Below are 16281 nucleotides of genomic sequence, written 5' to 3' on the forward strand. Positions count from 1 at the left end.
GAGGTTGTTGGTGATGGCTTCGGCCTGGTCAGTGAGTTGACCGGCGCGGACGGGGTCGCTGGTTGCGATAGCCCTCGCGATCCAGGCAAAGGCTTGGACTCGCCGCGACAGGTCGGTGATGCTGTGGGCGATGTTTTCGGCGCGGTCGGGGTCGGTGGCTGCGATAGCCCTGGCGATCCGGGCATGGGCCTGGGCTTGTTGCCAACGATCCTCAATGCTCCGGGCGATGTTTTCGCCGCGGTCGGGGTGGGTGGTTGCGATCGCGCCCGCGATCCGGGCGAGGGCCTGGGCTTGTTGCTGAGGTTCGGTGATGCTTCGGGCGATGTTTTCGGCGCGGTCGGGGTGGGTGGTTGCGATCGCGGTCGCGATCCGGGCAAGGGCGTCAGCTCGATGCCAGAAGCTGCTGATGCTGCGGGCGATAGTTGCTGCTCGGTCAGGTTGGCCGAGGCGTGCCCAAGTGGCTGGTAGTGCTGTTGAGATCCCTTCGTAGCGAGAGTGGAGTTCGTCGCGGTGGCGGGCCAGGCGGGCGGCGGTAAGCAAGTCAGGGTCGGATTGATCGCAGATGTGCTGTTGCACGACTCGGATCTCGGCGAGTGCATTCACGTCGCCGCCGGTGTGCGTGCGCATCCTGTCGTGGCGGGCGGCGTCGAGTGCCGCCTCTGTCATCCGTGGATAGTTGTTGTGTTTATCCAGGATCGGGAAGTAGCGCCGTAGCAGGAAGTCGGGAGTATCGTCCGGCCATGCGAGGTCGCGGTAGCGGTCGGCCCAGGCGTGTAACCGTTCGAGGCATCGGTTGATGTAGGTGGTGCCGAGTGCGGTTTCTGCGGTGCGTTGCAGGGTTTCGTGGGCCAGTACGTAGACCGGGTCTCCGGTGCCATCGGGACCGGAGTAGTGCGAGCGGGTGCGCAGGCTTCGTCCCGCGACGGCGTGCAGCAGTCCATCGATCTCGAACGGCGCCATGCCCGTGAGGTCGGTGAGTTCGGAAGCGGTGAGGCCGTTGGCGGTAGTTATCAGCGCGAGCAAGTCACGGTGGTTGTCAGAACCGTGCAAGAGGGCACCGAGTTCGGCGAGAGCCTGTTCACGGACGTCGGCGGCGAAAGGGGAGGAGCGCAGTGGTCGAGTCTCGGCTGTGATGAGGGGGTGCTTGCGGGAGATGGGCAGCGTGGGGCCGTGACGGCTGGCGACCACGATCCGCAGGTTTGGGTCCGGCCGTGTCGGCAACAGGGTCACGATCGGTGGTTTGCCGGTGTCCTCATCCAGTCCGTCCACCACCAACACCAAGCGGCGACCCCTGTCGGCTTCGTGGCGAGCGGCCAGGGTGAGCAGTTCATTGCGGAGTCCGTCGCGGTTGATGGTCGCGGAGGCGATCAATGCTCGTTGGTCCGGTAGCAGGACCGCGAGTTGGTCGAAGATGGCGGCGGTGAAGGCGGTGTGGGTGTTCTGGTCGGCGAGCCGGTCGGTGATGAAGAAGCCGATCACCGTCACCCCCTGTGGCGGGTAGAGGGTGAACCATGACAGCAAAGCGGTTTTCCCCGCCCACGGCTTGGCCTTGATCCACAGGTAGGGGTCCTCACCGCGGCAGAACGCCGCCAACTCCTCGAGTTCGTGGTCGCGGCCTCTCAGTCCGTCGACCGGTGCAAGGAACTCACGCACCTGTGACACATACAGTGACCTGCCGGTAAGCAGCGCCGCGTTCGACACCGCACCGGCCGGGTAGTGGTGCTCGGTGTGATTGATCGTCAGATCACGCCCGGCTTTGACCCGGTCGAGGTCGTAGTGCGGCGCTGACTTACGGGCGTCGTCGGTCACGGGTGCGTCGTGTCGTCGCGGCCGGTGTGGATGTCCTCGAAGGTCATGTCACTGCCAGAGCGCACCTTCCGTGCTCTGACACCGGTACCGGCGGCGCGTATTCCATTGACCCGCAATGCCCTTCCGGCTTTCACGTTGCGGAGATCGACACCGGCGGCGGGCTCCCGAGAGGGTGCCGACTGCCCTCGCTGGACCCACAGGGAGGCCGCGAACACGCCCACGGTCAGCACGCCGACGGCCACCCACATCCAGACCGAATGATCCCCACCGGTCGCATAGTTCACCGCCACCGCCAACCCCGTGGTCATCACCGCAGTAGCTGCTGTCGGCAGCACTATCCGCGACCACGTCTGTCCTGCCACCACGTCATCCTCCCGCCCGAAATCGTTCACAGCCTCACGACCGAAAATCAGCCGACACCACGATGCTGGCACACAAGCAGTGGGCCACCGTGACAGTTTCGACGGTTGCTGTCATAGTCGCGGGTCGGTTGTCTCAGTTCATTTCCGGGCTGCCGTTTCTCGCCGCGCGTGGCGGTGAGACACGGTGTAGCGCCTGAGCTGCGAATGCTCGCCGACCGTCCATCGAGAGGTCGGTGCTGACGATGGTGGTAGGGGCCTCGAACTGACTCAGATCAAGCTCGTCTTCGGGAACGACTTTCAGGAACCACTCCTCGTAGAATTCATTCAAGATCGGTGCGTTCGTGGGGCCTGTTTGTGAGGTGCCGACGAAACGTGCGGCGATGTCCAGTTGAGAGATCCCACTGCCGCGCATTGCTGCTCGGATCTGTTCCCACATGGTGTCATCGAGGGCGTGCACGTAGGACAGGAGTCCATCGCCGATTGCTACGGTTGGCGTCCGCAGGTCGAGCACGCAGGCTTGTACGACCTGTTCACGGATGTCGTGTGAGGCGGCCGACAGTCGGTCACTCCAAATCGGTTCTCGATCACGGTAGTGGATCAGTATGCACATGGCGTGGTGGAGGCCGAACTCTTCGCAGTAGGCGTTGAGGATGCGACGGCCGTCTTCGTCGGAGTCGGCATTAGCCACCGAATGGAAGAGAAGCGCGAAGATGACTGTGCCCCAGTCGGTATGCAGGTCGCCCTTTCGTGGCGCTACTCGATGTGTGAGCCAGCCCGCAGCGGCGGCGCTGGCGGCGGATGTGGCCGGTTCGAGGAGGGTCAGGGCGCGAAACATCTTGTTCAACAAGATGCGTCGTTGCGGTCGGTTGGCGAGGCAATCGCTGATGATCGAAGTGTCATCGAGAGTCCCGCGATCGAGGAGTTCCTGGAACTCTATACGTATCTGCGCGTCGCTCAGATCGCCTTCGGGGATCGCGAACTGGAAATAACGGTCGAAGTAGTCGCGGTCGTTGATTCGGCAGTCCGCCGAGCGTTGTGTCCACATTGCACCCTGCTGGTGCGGCAGGGCGGGGAACAGAGCGACCAGCATCCGGTAGATCGCGACCACAGTGTCGTCGTCTGTGCCATCCGGGGCGGCAGCGCGAATACGCTCAGTCCATTGCTCGGGTGGGGTCGAAGTGTGGTCCCGGGGGGCGAGCAGCGCGCGGCGCCACGTTTGGAGTCGGTCGTAGAGGTCGGGGTAGTTCAGGCGGATGTAGGTGATGACCGCAGCGTCGAACAGGTCGACCTCGCCGGGGCCGACCAGCGAGCACAGCACATCGGTCTGGAGGCACAGTTGTTTGATGCTGCGCAAGGTCAGACTCTCCGGGTTGGGTAGAACCTCAATCAACTCATCGAAGAGGTATCGAGCAGCCGGGTCCTCGATCGAAAGCCCGAGATTGCCGACGACGGTTTCGAGTTCGCGGCGGAGCTCGTTCTCGATGTGAGGTCGCTGGATCGGGGGGATGAGGAACGGATACTGGACGATCTTCTCGAGGTAGCGGTGGGCGCGGTCTCGATTGTCGCGGGCGAGGTCGGAGCCGGTCAACAGGTCGAGTATCGAGGTCTTGTCGTAGGCGAGCAGGTAGTGCACGTTCGGGAAACGCCCGAGCAGTCGGACCGCCTTCATGACGGCGAGAAGTTCGTCGGTGTGCAGACGGTCGAGATCATCCACAACGACGAGCACCCTGGTTCCTGTGTGCTCGATCGCGTTGGCGATCTTGTCGAATCGTTGCTGGAAGGGATCATCGGCAGCGCTCGCCGTGCCGCGTTGTTCGTCCAGCGCGTCGACACCGGCTTGCCATGCTGCGTCGACACCGCCGGGTGCGTATTTTTCGATGACGGCCGTCGCCAGCTTCTTGGCGACGTTGGTTGCTATCGGTGTGGCGGCCTTGAGCAGATCTCGCGCTGCGCGTGCTTGGGTGGGGAGGGCGGATGCGATGGCGGTGTAGAACTCGGTGATGAGGGAATCGATGTCGGATGCGGCCCAAGGGGTGAAATGAGCGATCGACCATAGACCGGTCGCGGAGTCGGGCTGGGCGGAGAAGTCCTCCAGTGCTTCGGTGATCATGTTGAGCATCGAGGTCTTGCCGCTTCCCCAGGGGCCTGCTAGGCCGAACACGACACTGGGGCCGGTGCCTGATCTCGCGATGCGTTGTGCGATCCGAGTCGCGAAGACGGCCCTGGAAAGGTTGTCCTGGCTCTGGGTTGTGATCGCCGCGTCGCTGCCGTTCTCAAGCGAAACTCGCTCGTTGCTCATAGGTCGAAGAGCCTACTCGTGCATGTGGTCCGGTCCCGGGATGATCGTGCACAGAGTCGATGGGGGATCGCTGGGGCCAGCATGTCCGCGACCAAGCACCCGAGGCGGGTTCATGTGTTCAACCCCTCTCGCGGCGAACGGTGAACGTCGCCAATGCAGAGCCCGGATTCGGTTTCCGCTAACACTTTTCAGTTCAATGCCTGGTGCCGGTTCGTTTCGGTCCTACTCTGGAGTGAGCAGGCACGAACCGGGGCGGGTGGGCTGTGATGGTAGAGGAACAGAAGCATCCATCGAAGGTCGCGATGTCACGCGCTCGCCACCCGGAAACAGGCGCGATTCTCCCAGCCTCCCAGATCGCCGAACACGGGCAGTCGTGGCCGAAGCCGTTGGCCTGCTACACCATCGGCTGCGGGGCGCGGGTGCACCCGGTGGCCGAGATCGCGCGGACAGAGAAAACCCACGGGCGCGCAGCACATTTCGCCCGCAACCCTTCCAGTGGCGGCCGTCCCAACGATCACAGCACCCACTGTGTCTACAACCTCGCCCAGATCATCACCGTCCTCACCGCGGAAAGCGACGGCCAGTTACGCCGCGACCGGCCCGTCACCCACCCCGAGACCGGGGCGCTGGTACCGCTGTATCGGCTCCCGTGGCCCCAGACCTTCTCCCCGACCGTGCGCACAGCTGTCGCCGAACCGACGAACCCCGAGGGCGCGGTGTTCGCCGAGCAAGGAATGAAACTGCTCAACACCGCCGCCAAGATCGCCGAACTGCTTAGCAGGTATCAGGTGATGAACGAGCACCCCGAGGTCGAGTTCCGGGCCACCTGCCACGGCCACGACGTCGAGTGGATGAACTTCCTCTACACCCCGCAACGCACACACACGCTGGTGCGACATCTGCGCCGGACGGTGCCGGTCCACCCGGTGGTGGTGATCTTCCGGCCCCGCACCTACGGTGTGGTCGCGCGACGCGACTGGGCATGGGTACGCGCCGATGTCGCCACCCCGGACGGCGAGGATCAGCATGAAGTGTTGTTCGTCTGCGGGGCCAGGGACTTGGTCGACAAGGCGTTCGGCCGAGGTGCTCGCGCGCTCAGTGCGCGCATGTACATCGGGTTCGGCATGTGGAGCATGGCGACCCGCGACTCGCGTCAGCCCCCGCGATTGACTCTGGACCTCATCGACGGATCCTTGCTGGCCGAGTTGCCTCCTGGCATCGACCGCGAGGTGCTGCACCGGTGGAGCGTCTTCCGCGCCGACCCGGATTGAAAATTCAGAACGTCGAAGCAGGATCGCCGGTTCCCGGCGAGGGTCTACCGCAGCGGATGACAGTCACCCGTATACAGAGAGTCCGGGGCCATTCATGGTCTCGCTATCGGGGACCGGCCAGGTGCAGGAGCTCGCTCCGAGCCATCGGTTAGCGGTGGTGGTAGTTCCCGTGCAGGTCACGGGTGCGAAAACCTACAGGAGGCCGCGACGACCGTTGAGCAAGACGACGAACAGTGGCACCGTCAGATGGCGGGGCCAGTCGATTTCGGTCATCTCTGGATCGGCGGTGAGCAGCAAAATCGAGTCGAGTTCGCCGGTTTCCGCGTATCGGACGAGCTGATCTTGGACGATATCGTAGGTCCACTGGCTGACGGCCTTGATCTCCACCCCTACTCGGTGTCCGTCGTCGTAGTAGGCACGGAAGTCGATGCGGCTGCCACGTGCACTTGAGCCGCCTGTTGAGAGCTCGTCCTCGTGCTCGAGGGTGACGTCGTTGTCGACACCGGCGTCCGACCATACCTTCCAGATCAGCTCGTGGAATTCCTCTTCGTTGGCGTACCGGTACGCACTGTCGTCATCGACGAACGGTTCCACCAGAGGCCGGATGTAGGCATTCCACACCGGCGAATCGTTGGAATCGCCTGGGCGTAGGCACACATGATGAACGAAGAAGCCGTCATCCGTGCGCTCAGACCTGCGTGATTCCCGTTGCATGAAGACCCCCTGAATTCGAAGACGTTGAGGACCAGCATGGCTCAGGGCACTGACATGTTTTCGTGCGCACGGCTGGCCTGTCTCGTAGCTGCCGACGGTGCGACGCTGGTTGGTCGCTACTCGGGAGTGGACCGTGTGGCTATGAGCGCGGAAACTGACACCACTTCGGCGCGAATTTCGCCACCACTTCGGGCGCGGCACCGGCAAGTTCTGAGCGCGAATTTCGACACCGCTCCGGTTGGTCCGGTGGGCCGTCTCGACGTAGACCGCGCGGGCGGCGCGACGGGTCGACAGGGAGCCAAGGCCCAGATCAGCGCCGATCCGCTGCCCGCCGAACCGCATCGCCGAGACGAGACCGATTCCTGGTCGGCCGGAGTGGTGTCGAGATTCGCGGTTACGAGCATCGGAGGCCGCGGTGGTGGTGTCGAGATTCGCGCTCGGGTGGTGTCGAATTTCGCGCTCAAAACCAACCGTGTGTCGTCAGTGCACGGAGTCCAGGTGTTTGAGGACCTTCGAATCGAGCTGTGACACGAGACGATCGAAGAACTTGATCCAACCTTCGACTTCACCCTTGTGGAGGCGTCCGGGAGTTGTGCCCTTGTGAACGATCTCCCCTCGCAGCTTGGTAACGAATTCGTCCAGGCTGGCTCGCACCTTCTGGTTGCTTGTGCCTTGCCACGAAACAGTGTGGAGAGCAGTCGGGAGGCCGATCGCCAGGTTGAGCAGGTTCTCTGTCTTCTCGACGGTCGGAGTGTTGAGTTGATCTGCCTCACGAGCAACTGCGTTCTTGGCTGCGGCTTTCCATCCATCGCCCGCGAGCGCCCACGGGTTTTTCGTTTTGCCGAGTTCGGACCGCAGCTCACGTGGCAGCTTGGTGTGGTCAGAACCGATTCTCCTCAATAGATCATCGAGTCCTTGGATCGCGGTCTGCTCGACATAGTTCTCCCAGGCTGTGTGCATCAGCACGATCGCGGACCGGAGCAGAGGACCCGTGTCACCTGCCGGCCGACCGGGTGATCCGCTCTGAGAAGGGTGTGCGACAAGCAAGTTCTGGACGTCCTGCCTCAGCGTCAAGTACGTCATAACGTATGCGTTCGAGAAGAATTCGATCGACGTCAGATCCGGTTCATTGTCCACCACGGCTCTATCCTGCCTCGGCCGCATACTGGGGTAGCGGTGGCGATCTACCTTCCTTCCGTCGGGCCTGGAGAGGCGTGCCGAACCTGGGAATGAGAACGACTCGGGTTTCCGTGCGGACATGGTCAACCGATCGATCGACCGTAGGGCGGGGATATCACGGCCGATACGACAGGGCCGCCGGGTGCCCCGGCGGCCCTGTCGTATCGGTAGCAGTCAACAGATCCGGGACCTCTACCTCACGAACCCAGCGGTGAAGGCTGCCGACATGTCCCGAACCGTCCAGCGGTGCACCACGACGGTCTTACAGTGCGGTCCGCCGCTTGCGTTGCGCCCCGGCGCTCATCCCCGTCGTGGCGGCTGGTTCGGGGGGTGGTCCGAAGCGGTCGGCGACGTTGCGGGTGTACAGCAGCCGGGAGATGTGAGACGGGTACCAGTGTCGGCTACCTGCGGGGGTGGGCACTCCTTCCTGATTCAAGACCGCACAGATTCCCCGGTATCCGACGCCGTCGTGCCTCATCGTCATGATGCGGTGGACTACCGAGTCGTGGACACTGGGCGGCCTTCCTCGGCCGCGTCTGGTGCTCACTTGCGCCGCCTGCGAGGACGACGGTGATCACGAGGGAGACGAGTTACGCGGAGAAGGGCGGCTAGCAGCGACAGCAGTGCGTCGAGGGTCGCGTCGAACAGGCAGTGTGCGCGTTCGTTGTAAGGCGGTTGGCCGAAGAGAGCGACGAGTGCCGTCAGCAGCGTCAGCACGGTCAGCACTACCAAGGGCAGCGAGAGGAGATAGGCGATGGTCGGTGCGGTTTCTAACGACAGATCGGGCAGATTCGACAAAGTGCACTCCAGTGGTGAGCACGGGGAGTGCGCTGTATGTCAATGTTCGTTGCGCAAACCCCACAGAGGATTTTGGATTTCGGAACCAGCTGGAGTGCTGTTCGGGCCACGGCACACACTCGCCGACGAGGTCACCGCATGCCCAGGAGGGGCGATGCGAACGTACCCGTGCACTATGCACCCGCGGAGAGGGTCGCAATCGGCCCCGGTGGTGGTGTGCCGTCGGTGGTGAGGTGAATGTCGGAGAGCTCTGGATAGGCCGATGACTTCGCGGGCGGTGTGGGTGAGGCGCCAGAGGCGATCGTAGGTAGAAACGACTGCGTGGTGCAGGGTACTGGTGACACTGTTCAACAGTGCGGCGAGTTTCGTGCCCGCTACCGCACTTGATGAAGGCCCCGACTCGGCAGGCCAGCGAGTCCCGGACTCCCCGTGCAGGCGCGGACCAGCTTCCGCGATGTCGCGCCAGAGCGACGCGACGACTTCTGCTACAGGGGGGCGATCGAAGTCATAGAAACTTTTGACCTGCGTCACAAAGCCTCTGGTGAAAAAGACGTCGCGGGTGTTGCCAGCGGCTTCCTTCGGCTTGCCGAATACCCGCTGCTCGATGTCGGCACTGCCGAGTCTAAGTTCAGTAACGGGAAGCGATTTGAGACCGGCAGGCCGGTGTGGCTGCTGCGCCCCGTGTAAGAGGTATACCGCTGGCAGGCGAGACCGGTCCTGGCCGGACCGGGGCTGGATGAGTTCTGCCCACAGCATTTCGAGACTCGTGCGCAGGGAACTATTGTCTCGAACGACGTAGTCCTTGGCAGTAGACAAGAACGCACTGGTATCGATCGAGTTCGCTCGGCGGCTGCGCAAGTTCGAGCAGTCGATTGTGACCGGAGCTAACTTTGTCCACACGATGTCGACGTCGAGGACGTCTGACGATGCGTATGGTGTCGGGCTCATACCAGCAGAGTAACCGTGGGCGCGAGGTGTTCCGCTAATTCGATCCTGAGACGCCTATCCAGTGCTCTCGGGTCCGCCGTACGTGCCACCTCATAGTCAGCCAGTCGGATCGGGCAGTGGTGTATCGGGGTCGGGGTTGTCGGTGTGTTGGGTTCTGTCGCGGAGTCGTCTCGCCGCGGTGAGTAGGCGTTGTCGTTCGTGGTCGAGTCGGCGTTCGATTTCGTCGGGGTCGAGCGTGCGGTGGAGGGCGTCGGTGAGAAGCTCTCGGGTCAGTTCGGGCACTGCCTGGTTGCGGATCGCGGCCTGCGTGGTGAGCAGGTCGTAGTCGCGTGGGCTGAGGGGTATCTCGAAGGTGGTTCGGCGCATTCGTTCGGCTCCTGTGCTCTGGGGCGACGGTCGGGTCGGGGTAGGTCCGGGCGGTTCACCGAAGGTGCTGGGTGTGGTAGGCGAGGGCGTCGGGTCCGGGGATGAGTCCGGTGGGCAGTCTGACGGGGCAGGCGCGGGGGACGGCTTTGTAAGCGGTGCCGAAGTGGTCGAGGTTGGCGGCGAGGATGACCACGGCTTCGGCTTGAGCGGCGGTGGCGATGATGTAGGCGGCCGGCATGAACGTGTCGAAGTCGAGCCATGCGTAGTCGCGGATCGTGTAGTCGTAGCGTTGCGCGAGGTCTTCGATAGTGGTCTGCGCGGCGAGTAGCTGGTCGGGGTAGCCGAGGTGCAGTAGTCCGATCGCGTTGCGGGGCAATGGTTCACTCCTCGGGTCGGGGGTGGCCCCCGCGCCCTCCCCGGGGGAGTCCGGGACGCGCGGCGAGGTCGCGGGGGCCGATTTCCCCACACTTGCGACGTAGGGCGTCGGGCTCAGGGCCTGGCGGTGTGGGGAGGCATTTGTGGTGCCCGCCCGATTCGGTGCGGGACGGGGTCTGATGAGGTCCGGGGCGTGGGCGCTGACGCGCGCCTCACCCGCGAGCCAGCGTCAGGCTCGAGCGGTGATCACGGGGGCGAGGACGCGATGATCCGTGATGTGGGTCTCGCTGGTGAGGACGGCTTGGCCGGTGGCCGTGGTGCAGTCGTCCGTCGAGATATTGGCCCAGAGCAATATCGCCACCATTTCGATGATCAGCGCCATTACGAGGGCGTAGACGATGACGAGCAGCACGGCGATGGTGCGGTTGGGGAACAGGTGGGCGGGGAACAGGCGGGAGAACAGGCGCAAGAACATCGAGTCGTTTCCTTCGATCGCAAGGGCAGGCCACGGGACTGGACGAGAGGTGACTGCGGCGGAAGCCGGCGCGCGGGGTGGTTCCCGGGCACGCGTCGCCGCCCCTGCGGGCCGGGCCGGTGTCGGTGGTGGGCATGGTGTGGCGGAATACGTTTCAGGCGGGCGTGGCGTCGGCGAGGGTGGGCAGCCGGGGCAGCACTGCGGTCGTCTCGACCATGCGCATGGTGTGCAGAACGCGGCGCAGGGACTCGATTACCGTTGTGCCCGAGGGCCGGTGGGGGGTGTGAGTGGCGGTGATCCAGGTGCGGTTGAACACCCCGCAGTCGGTGGGCGAGGGCAGTGAGATCTGTTCGCCCTGGGTGAGTAGTCGAATCCGGTCCCCCCACAGCTGGTGGTCGCGTTCGAGGAGTCGGGTGGGGATGTCGGAGTCGATCAGGAATGTCCAGCGCGCGTTGCGGGGGTGGCTGATGATCGGTCCGCCGCCGAGGCGGCGGCGGTCGAGGTCGATCTTGACCGTTTGGGCGATCTGGGAGGGCATCTCGAGCGCCCACACCGGCCCGGCCCGGAAGGTGATGAGACCGCTCTTCGGGTCGACCTCCGCCGGAAGACCGCAGACGGTGCGGTAGTAATGGCAACGCCAGAATGGAGTGTCGCTACCGGTCGAGGCGCCCTCGCCGCGGTGAACCGCGCGGGGGCTCACCACGAGATCACCTCGTGCAGCCATTCCGCGAACGCCGGGTAGCGGACGGTTTCCGAGACCCGCATGGTTCGGCCGTAGGGGTCGCGGTAGAGGCGGGCGTCGTCCTCGATCCGCACCCGGGTCTCGGTGAAGTCGATGAAGGGGTAGGCGAGGGCGGCGGTGAAGGTGAGGGGGTCGTGCATCCAGGAGCCGTCGTAGCCGAGTGCGAGCCAGCGGTGGAAGTGGGTGCCGATCAGGCGTGCCCATTCGGGGGCGTGGTCGGAGTCCAGGGCGCGGATGAGGTCCCAGTCGGGTGTGACGCGGATGGCGGGGTTGTTGGTGTGATCGGCCAGGACCAGCCGCGGTGAGGGCAGCATCCGCAGGGCCACGCCCGCGGCGAGGGAGTTGGTGCGCAGGTTGTGCTCGGCGCGGTCGGGGCTGCGGTAGTCGTCCAGCCAACCCCCCATCTGGGTGACGAGTATCTGTTCGGCCGCGTCGGGAGCCGAGGCGAGCAGATGGGCCAGCTCGGTCATCGGGCCGCAGCCGACCCAGTGCACGGGGTGGTGCGTGCTGTCGAAGACGAGGTCGACCAGTCGACTGATCGAGGCCCCGCCGGCTTCGAGTTGTTCCTCGGGGGTCGGGCGGATGTAGTCGGGGATGTCCTGGCCGGGGTCGGGCAGGAAACGGCGCTTCCCGCCGAGGTCCACGCCTCGGAGCACCTCGACGTCCTCGCGCCCGAGCAGGTCGAGCATCCGCCGGGCCAGCTCGGCGCGCAGGCCGCCGACCTCGTCGCTGGTGACCACGACGAGGTTGTCGACGGTACGGGCGGCGGCGGTGAGGGCGAACAGGTCGTCGGGGTCGTATCCGATGTCGGTGGACAGGATCACGAGCCCGGTGGCGGGGGCAGGTTGAACGGTCCACAGGTCCGAGGACAGGGGTTGATCGGGCATGACGCGGTCTCCTTTTCGGGGGCTATCTGGTGATGTGAGGGGGAGTCGAGGCGGTTGTGGTCACGGTTGGCCGGGAGTTGGGTCGCGGACCAGGTCGATGCGGCCCGGGGCCTGGATCGGGGGTGCGCCGTGGGAACGTCGGCGGGGTTGTCGACTCTTGCCGTTGATCAGGTCGTTGATGGTCGCGTCGTATTGACGGCCCAGTGTCAGCAACCGGGTTGCGAGCGGGTTGTTGTCGACGCGGCCGACGACCTCGACCAACTTCTCGTGCAGGATCGTGAACATCGCAATCCCGACCACCAGATCGCCGACAGTGGAGGTGTCGGAGTCGTCGGCGATGAGGGTGACTCGTTCGGGGCGGTTGCCCAGACGCCAGGTCACCTCGTCATCGATGGCACGTGCGAGGGCGTCGGTGCTCACCTTCACTGCCTCGAGGCGACCAGGGAAGGACCAATCGTTCACGGCGCGCACGTCGAGGTCGGCGAACTGCAATAGCCACAGGGTCAAGCACGCATGGGTGGCGTGTTCGAGGTTGTTCGCCGAGGGGGTCAGACCGGCCCACACGGCTTGCAGCCGGGACATGCTGGGCAACACCCCGGGGCGCACGACCGGCCGGTGTGTCCTGGTCTGGCGGGGTGTGCGGGATGGCTTGCGGCTTCTGGAAATGATGTGCTCCTCTCATCGGATGGTGTGACTGGGGCAGCGCGCGGCGACCCGGCGCGGGTTCCGCGCGGGGGAACGGTTCTGGACCGGGGGATGGCGGTTAGGGCGCGGTGAGGATCAGGGGTAATCGGCGCGTGCCAGCGAGTAGTTCGGCGACGAGGTCGGTGTAGGCCTCGGCGTGGTCGTCGACGATGTCGGCCGCTGCCCAGAACATCTCGTCCGAGCCCTGGGCGAGGGCGGTGTAGGTGTGGGCGGTGAGCCGGGCGAGGTTGTCGATGACCTGGCCGATGGTGTGGGTGTGCACCCGCGCGTCGGGCTCGGGTTCGGGCAGCACCAGCAGCGCCCAGTTGTCGACGGCGCGGATGCACCGCTCGCGGTACCCGTCCATCGTCGCGAGCGCGGAATGCGGCATCTGCTCGCGAGTTTGGTGCAACACCGCCAACTCGGCCGCCGCCGTCAGGACCGGGTCGTCGCGCAGGTCGGGGAACCCGCGACAGGCCGCGAGGAGTTCGTCCTTGTCCGGCAGGACCGGGCGCGATACGGCCATCACAGGCCATCCCCGAGCGCGGGCAACCGCACCGCCCGCTGAACGAGGGCGTCGGCGAGATCGTTGTAGCCGTCGACCAATTCAGCCGCCCGGTACCAGGCCACGAGCACCCGCGGATCTCGCGGAGGAAGAGTCATCAACAGCCGGAACGCCTCGACCTGGGACCGTGCCATCCGATCGAGCACCGACCCCAACGACTCGGTGTGAAGCCGCGCGCCCGCGCGTGGTTGCGGCAGCCACATCGTCGCCCACAGGTCGACCGCGAGTATCAGCTCGGTCCTGCCACAACCACACTCGTCGTCGGTGTGCGGACAGGTGCGAGCCCGCCGGTGCAGCACCCCGAGCCGTGCGGCGAGGCGGGTCAACGCGTGCACGCCGATATGCCGACCGTGGATCGCGGCACTCAGCTCACCGGCAGGTGGCAGTAGCTCGGCAGTGGTGTATCGCGCAGCGGCCATCGTCATACGTCCGCCCACTCGACCCGGGGCCGTTCGAGATGGTCATGGGCAGCGGAGATCACGGTGGTTCGCAAGGGCAGCGGTACGCCTTTGACTGGGGGCGTGAGCCAATGCCAACCCATGCTGTTGTCGTTCATCGGCAACCAGATCCGTTGTCCCGCGTCCACCAACCGCACACCGTTCTCGGCCAACCGGACCAACGTCCGGCGCGCGCATCGGCCGCCCCAGGCCGGACCGACCAGGAACACCCAGTTCCTGTCGTGGCGAGACCCGTGGGTCAGGATCGGCACCGAGTCACGCCCTTTGGAGGCCAGTACCCGGTGTTTCACGGCCTCGGCGAACGCCTGCGGGACGACCACCGCGCCCACACGCGGGGACGCCACCAGCGAGACCCGGCCGTACGCACACGAAACCTTCTCGAACCCGAGCCGCCGGTACAGATAGGCCACCTCGGCCGGGCCGTGACAACCGCTCAACATCACGACACCCCCGCCCGCGCATCCCGCATCATCCGCGCGAACTCGGCCCCGAGTTCCGCCCGCACGAACACCGCGTCTCGACGCCCCCGCGCGGCCCCCGCGCTGAACGCCGCCACCGCCGCCGCGACTACGACTCCCGGGACGCTCACTGTCGCTGCTCGTTCGGCCCTGGGACGTCGGAGGTTCTGCCGAGCGGCCACAACCGCTGTGGCGAACCGTCGTCCATTAGGACAAGCCCCACGAGTTGGGGGACTGTCAAACCCAATAGCGCCGCATCGTCCTCAAGACCGTTCAGCTTTTCGGCCGCGCGGATAGCGGCAAGCGCCTGGTCGTCGGTTAGGGTTCTGCCGGGTAGGTAGCTCGCTACCCACCTGCCCTGTCCAACGCTGCGGACGCTGGGCACGGGTCCTGCGCTGGACGGTGGCGAAGATGCGTGTTTTCGCATTTTGGCTCCCCAGGTCGGTTCGGGTGCGCCGGACCTCTCGAACGCTGATGATTGAGACAGGGCTTGGCACTGCGACACCCGACGCGACTTCAGAAAACCATCGGGAAGCGCGAGCGACCTACAACTTTGTATCCACAGCACGTCCACAAACCGGACCGTGCACTTCACACAACCGATAAGTTGGGGGAATGGACAGTCACGCGGCGATCGTTGGTGCGCAGCTCCGCTCGGCGCGGGAAGCTGCTGGGATGTCCCTAGCGGCCTTGGCTGCCCAGATCCACTATGGGAAATCTGTTCTCGCCTACTACGAGACCGGACAACGAACTCCGACCGCAGAAGTTATTGCGCAGTACGAAAAGTGTTTCGGCCGCATACAACATCCGGTGGCGGATTTGCTCAACCTTGGAAAGGCTGATGTGGAACGGCGTGCCTTCCTGCGCGTGGGATATTCGGCGGCTCTTAGTGCTTCCGCTTTGCGGTGGGATAGTCCTCACCAACTTGCAGGAGACCCACCAAACGAAAACATAGTTCGCCAAGTGGGTACAGCGGACGTAGCCGCTGTGCGAGACGTCAGTCTGGTCTTTTCTCAGATCGACCAACGACTGGGTGGGGGGCACGGCCGAACAGCGGTCGTTCAGTATCTGACGAACGAGGTAGTCGCCTATCTGTCGGGACACTTCGCTGACGATGGTGTCCGACGCCAGATGTTCTCGGCAGCTGCCGAAATGACATATCTGGCTGGATGGATGGCTTTCGACAACGACGAGCACGCTGTCGCGCAGCGCTATTTCGCTGCCGCAATGCAGTTGGCGACGGAAGCAGAGGACGCGCCGCTTGCCGGTCATGTATTGCGTGCGATGGCTCACCAAGCCATCGATCTCGGCCACCACGAACAGGGGCTACAGCTGGCCGAAGCATCAGTCAGCGGCGAGCGGTACCGTGCTGCGTGCCCGCGCGAACGAGCGCTTCTGAAGGTAGTGCACGCGAAGGCGCTTAGTGCTGCTGGGCGAGCATCAGAGTCAGCAAAGGCGCTGGTTGTCGCTGAGCAGGATCTCGCGGCGGTCGATCGTGAGGATGCCGAACCTGCCAGGGTCTTCTTCTTTTCTGAGGCCAGTCTCGCCCATGAGACCGCCTGTGCGTTGAGAGATGTCGGAGACCTCGCGGGGGCTGCGGAGCAGTTTCAGCTCAGCGTTCGTAAACGCAAGGCTGGTGCGTTCACGAGAACCCATGCCGTGACCCTAGGCTACCTGGGCTCTGTGCAGGCGCGTCAGGGCGAACTCGAACAGGCTTGCGCTACCTGGCATGACGCGCTCGATGCGATGGGTGGTGTGCGCTCGGGGCGTACTCGAAGCATTGCGAGAGACATAAGATTGCATCTGGCACCGCAACTTCATCGAGCTGTGTCCGGTGCTCGGGAAGCTGATGAACAGGCAGCTCGGTATCTGGCTGCAACAGCGAGTTAGG

Annotated in this window: 20 protein-coding genes; 3 read left to right on the top strand and 17 right to left on the bottom strand. The window is 64.6% G+C overall.

Going from position 1 to position 16281, the window contains the following annotated elements; all coding sequences use genetic code 11:
• The 3 genes from ON30_RS31550 to ON30_RS31560 form a co-directional block, all read right to left on the bottom strand.
• Positions 1-1809, bottom strand: a 1809-nt coding sequence (locus ON30_RS31550) for a P-loop domain-containing protein (protein WP_040713533.1), incomplete at its 3' end; no start/stop codon positions are given.
• On the bottom strand, positions 1806-2201 hold the full coding sequence (locus ON30_RS31555; protein WP_157184000.1) for a hypothetical protein: 396 nt from the start codon (positions 2199-2201) through the stop codon (positions 1806-1808). The genes ON30_RS31550 and ON30_RS31555, both read right to left, overlap by 4 nt.
• Before the next feature lie 103 nt (positions 2202-2304).
• Positions 2305-4470 (bottom strand): KAP family P-loop NTPase fold protein, encoded by a 2166-nt coding sequence (locus ON30_RS31560; RefSeq protein ID WP_083911840.1) that lies wholly within the window; start codon positions 4468-4470, stop codon positions 2305-2307.
• A gap of 302 nt (positions 4471-4772) precedes the next feature.
• Here ON30_RS31560 and ON30_RS31565 point away from each other — a divergent pair, with 302 nt between their 5' ends.
• Positions 4773-5741 (top strand): hypothetical protein, encoded by a 969-nt coding sequence (locus ON30_RS31565; protein ID WP_157184001.1) that lies wholly within the window; start codon positions 4773-4775, stop codon positions 5739-5741.
• Positions 5742-5933: 192 nt separating this feature from the next.
• Here ON30_RS31565 and ON30_RS39820 read toward each other — a convergent pair whose 3' ends face one another.
• The 4 genes from ON30_RS39820 to ON30_RS39830 all read right to left on the bottom strand — a co-directional run bounded on the left by ON30_RS39820 (position 5934) and on the right by ON30_RS39830 (position 8432).
• The gene (locus ON30_RS39820) at positions 5934-6797 is read right to left on the bottom strand and encodes a hypothetical protein (RefSeq protein ID WP_157184002.1); all 864 of its coding nucleotides are present in this window, start codon (positions 6795-6797) and stop codon (positions 5934-5936) included.
• Between the two features lie 138 nt (positions 6798-6935).
• Positions 6936-7595 carry a HEPN domain-containing protein gene (locus ON30_RS39825; RefSeq protein ID WP_157184003.1) on the bottom strand — a complete coding sequence of 220 codons (660 nt, stop codon included), beginning with the start codon at positions 7593-7595 and terminating at the stop codon, positions 6936-6938.
• A gap of 301 nt (positions 7596-7896) precedes the next feature.
• Positions 7897-8181, bottom strand: coding sequence for a recombinase family protein (locus ON30_RS42450; RefSeq protein ID WP_373282665.1), 285 nt, complete (start codon positions 8179-8181; stop codon positions 7897-7899).
• Positions 8178-8432, bottom strand: coding sequence for a hypothetical protein (locus ON30_RS39830; RefSeq protein WP_157184004.1), 255 nt, complete (start codon positions 8430-8432; stop codon positions 8178-8180). The genes ON30_RS42450 and ON30_RS39830 overlap by 4 nt, the downstream gene beginning before the upstream one ends.
• 429 nt (positions 8433-8861) lie before the next feature.
• On the opposite strand from ON30_RS39830, the gene ON30_RS31580 reads away from it, so the two are divergent.
• Positions 8862-9119, top strand: coding sequence for a hypothetical protein (locus tag ON30_RS31580; RefSeq protein WP_040713545.1), 258 nt, complete (start codon positions 8862-8864; stop codon positions 9117-9119).
• 357 nt (positions 9120-9476) lie between these two features.
• Here the strand turns inward: ON30_RS31580 and ON30_RS31585 are convergent, their stop codons facing one another.
• The 10 genes from ON30_RS31585 to ON30_RS39835 all read right to left on the bottom strand — a co-directional run bounded on the left by ON30_RS31585 (position 9477) and on the right by ON30_RS39835 (position 14521).
• The gene (locus ON30_RS31585) at positions 9477-9746 is read right to left on the bottom strand and encodes a hypothetical protein (RefSeq protein ID WP_040713546.1); all 270 of its coding nucleotides are present in this window, start codon (positions 9744-9746) and stop codon (positions 9477-9479) included.
• Positions 9747-9801: 55 nt separating this feature from the next.
• Positions 9802-10122, bottom strand: a complete 321-nt coding sequence (locus ON30_RS31590) for a hypothetical protein (protein WP_040713549.1) — start codon at positions 10120-10122, stop codon at positions 9802-9804.
• 228 nt (positions 10123-10350) lie between these two features.
• Positions 10351-10596, bottom strand: coding sequence for a hypothetical protein (locus tag ON30_RS31595; protein WP_040713551.1), 246 nt, complete (start codon positions 10594-10596; stop codon positions 10351-10353).
• 154 nt (positions 10597-10750) lie between these two features.
• A complete protein-coding gene (locus ON30_RS31600; RefSeq protein ID WP_051030256.1) occupies positions 10751-11299 on the bottom strand; it encodes a hypothetical protein in 549 nt (182 codons plus the stop codon).
• A complete protein-coding gene (locus tag ON30_RS31605; protein ID WP_051030257.1) occupies positions 11293-12225 on the bottom strand; it encodes a nucleoside hydrolase in 933 nt (310 codons plus the stop codon). The genes ON30_RS31600 and ON30_RS31605 overlap by 7 nt, the downstream gene beginning before the upstream one ends.
• A gap of 60 nt (positions 12226-12285) precedes the next feature.
• The gene (locus ON30_RS31610) at positions 12286-12807 is read right to left on the bottom strand and encodes a hypothetical protein (protein ID WP_040713552.1); all 522 of its coding nucleotides are present in this window, start codon (positions 12805-12807) and stop codon (positions 12286-12288) included.
• A 181-nt stretch (positions 12808-12988) separates the two neighbouring features.
• Complete coding sequence (locus ON30_RS31615) at positions 12989-13435, bottom strand: hypothetical protein (protein ID WP_040713554.1); 447 nt, start codon at positions 13433-13435, stop codon at positions 12989-12991.
• The gene (locus ON30_RS36715; RefSeq protein WP_157184005.1) at positions 13435-13893 is read right to left on the bottom strand and encodes a DUF4254 domain-containing protein; all 459 of its coding nucleotides are present in this window, start codon (positions 13891-13893) and stop codon (positions 13435-13437) included. Before ON30_RS36715 ends, ON30_RS31615 begins: the two co-directional genes overlap by 1 nt.
• A gap of 2 nt (positions 13894-13895) precedes the next feature.
• Positions 13896-14372 carry a hypothetical protein gene (locus ON30_RS31625; RefSeq protein WP_157184006.1) on the bottom strand — a complete coding sequence of 159 codons (477 nt, stop codon included), beginning with the start codon at positions 14370-14372 and terminating at the stop codon, positions 13896-13898.
• On the bottom strand, positions 14372-14521 hold the full coding sequence (locus tag ON30_RS39835; protein ID WP_157184007.1) for a hypothetical protein: 150 nt from the start codon (positions 14519-14521) through the stop codon (positions 14372-14374). The genes ON30_RS31625 and ON30_RS39835 overlap by 1 nt, the downstream gene beginning before the upstream one ends.
• Positions 14522-15005: 484 nt before the next feature.
• Between ON30_RS39835 and ON30_RS38220 the strand changes: the two genes are divergently transcribed.
• Positions 15006-16280, top strand: a complete 1275-nt coding sequence (locus ON30_RS38220) for a helix-turn-helix domain-containing protein (protein WP_083911842.1) — start codon at positions 15006-15008, stop codon at positions 16278-16280.
• Position 16281 lies beyond the last annotated feature (1 nt).

It is taken from the genome of Nocardia takedensis NBRC 100417 (assembly GCF_000308695.1).
Classification (GTDB): domain Bacteria; phylum Actinomycetota; class Actinomycetes; order Mycobacteriales; family Mycobacteriaceae; genus Nocardia; species Nocardia takedensis.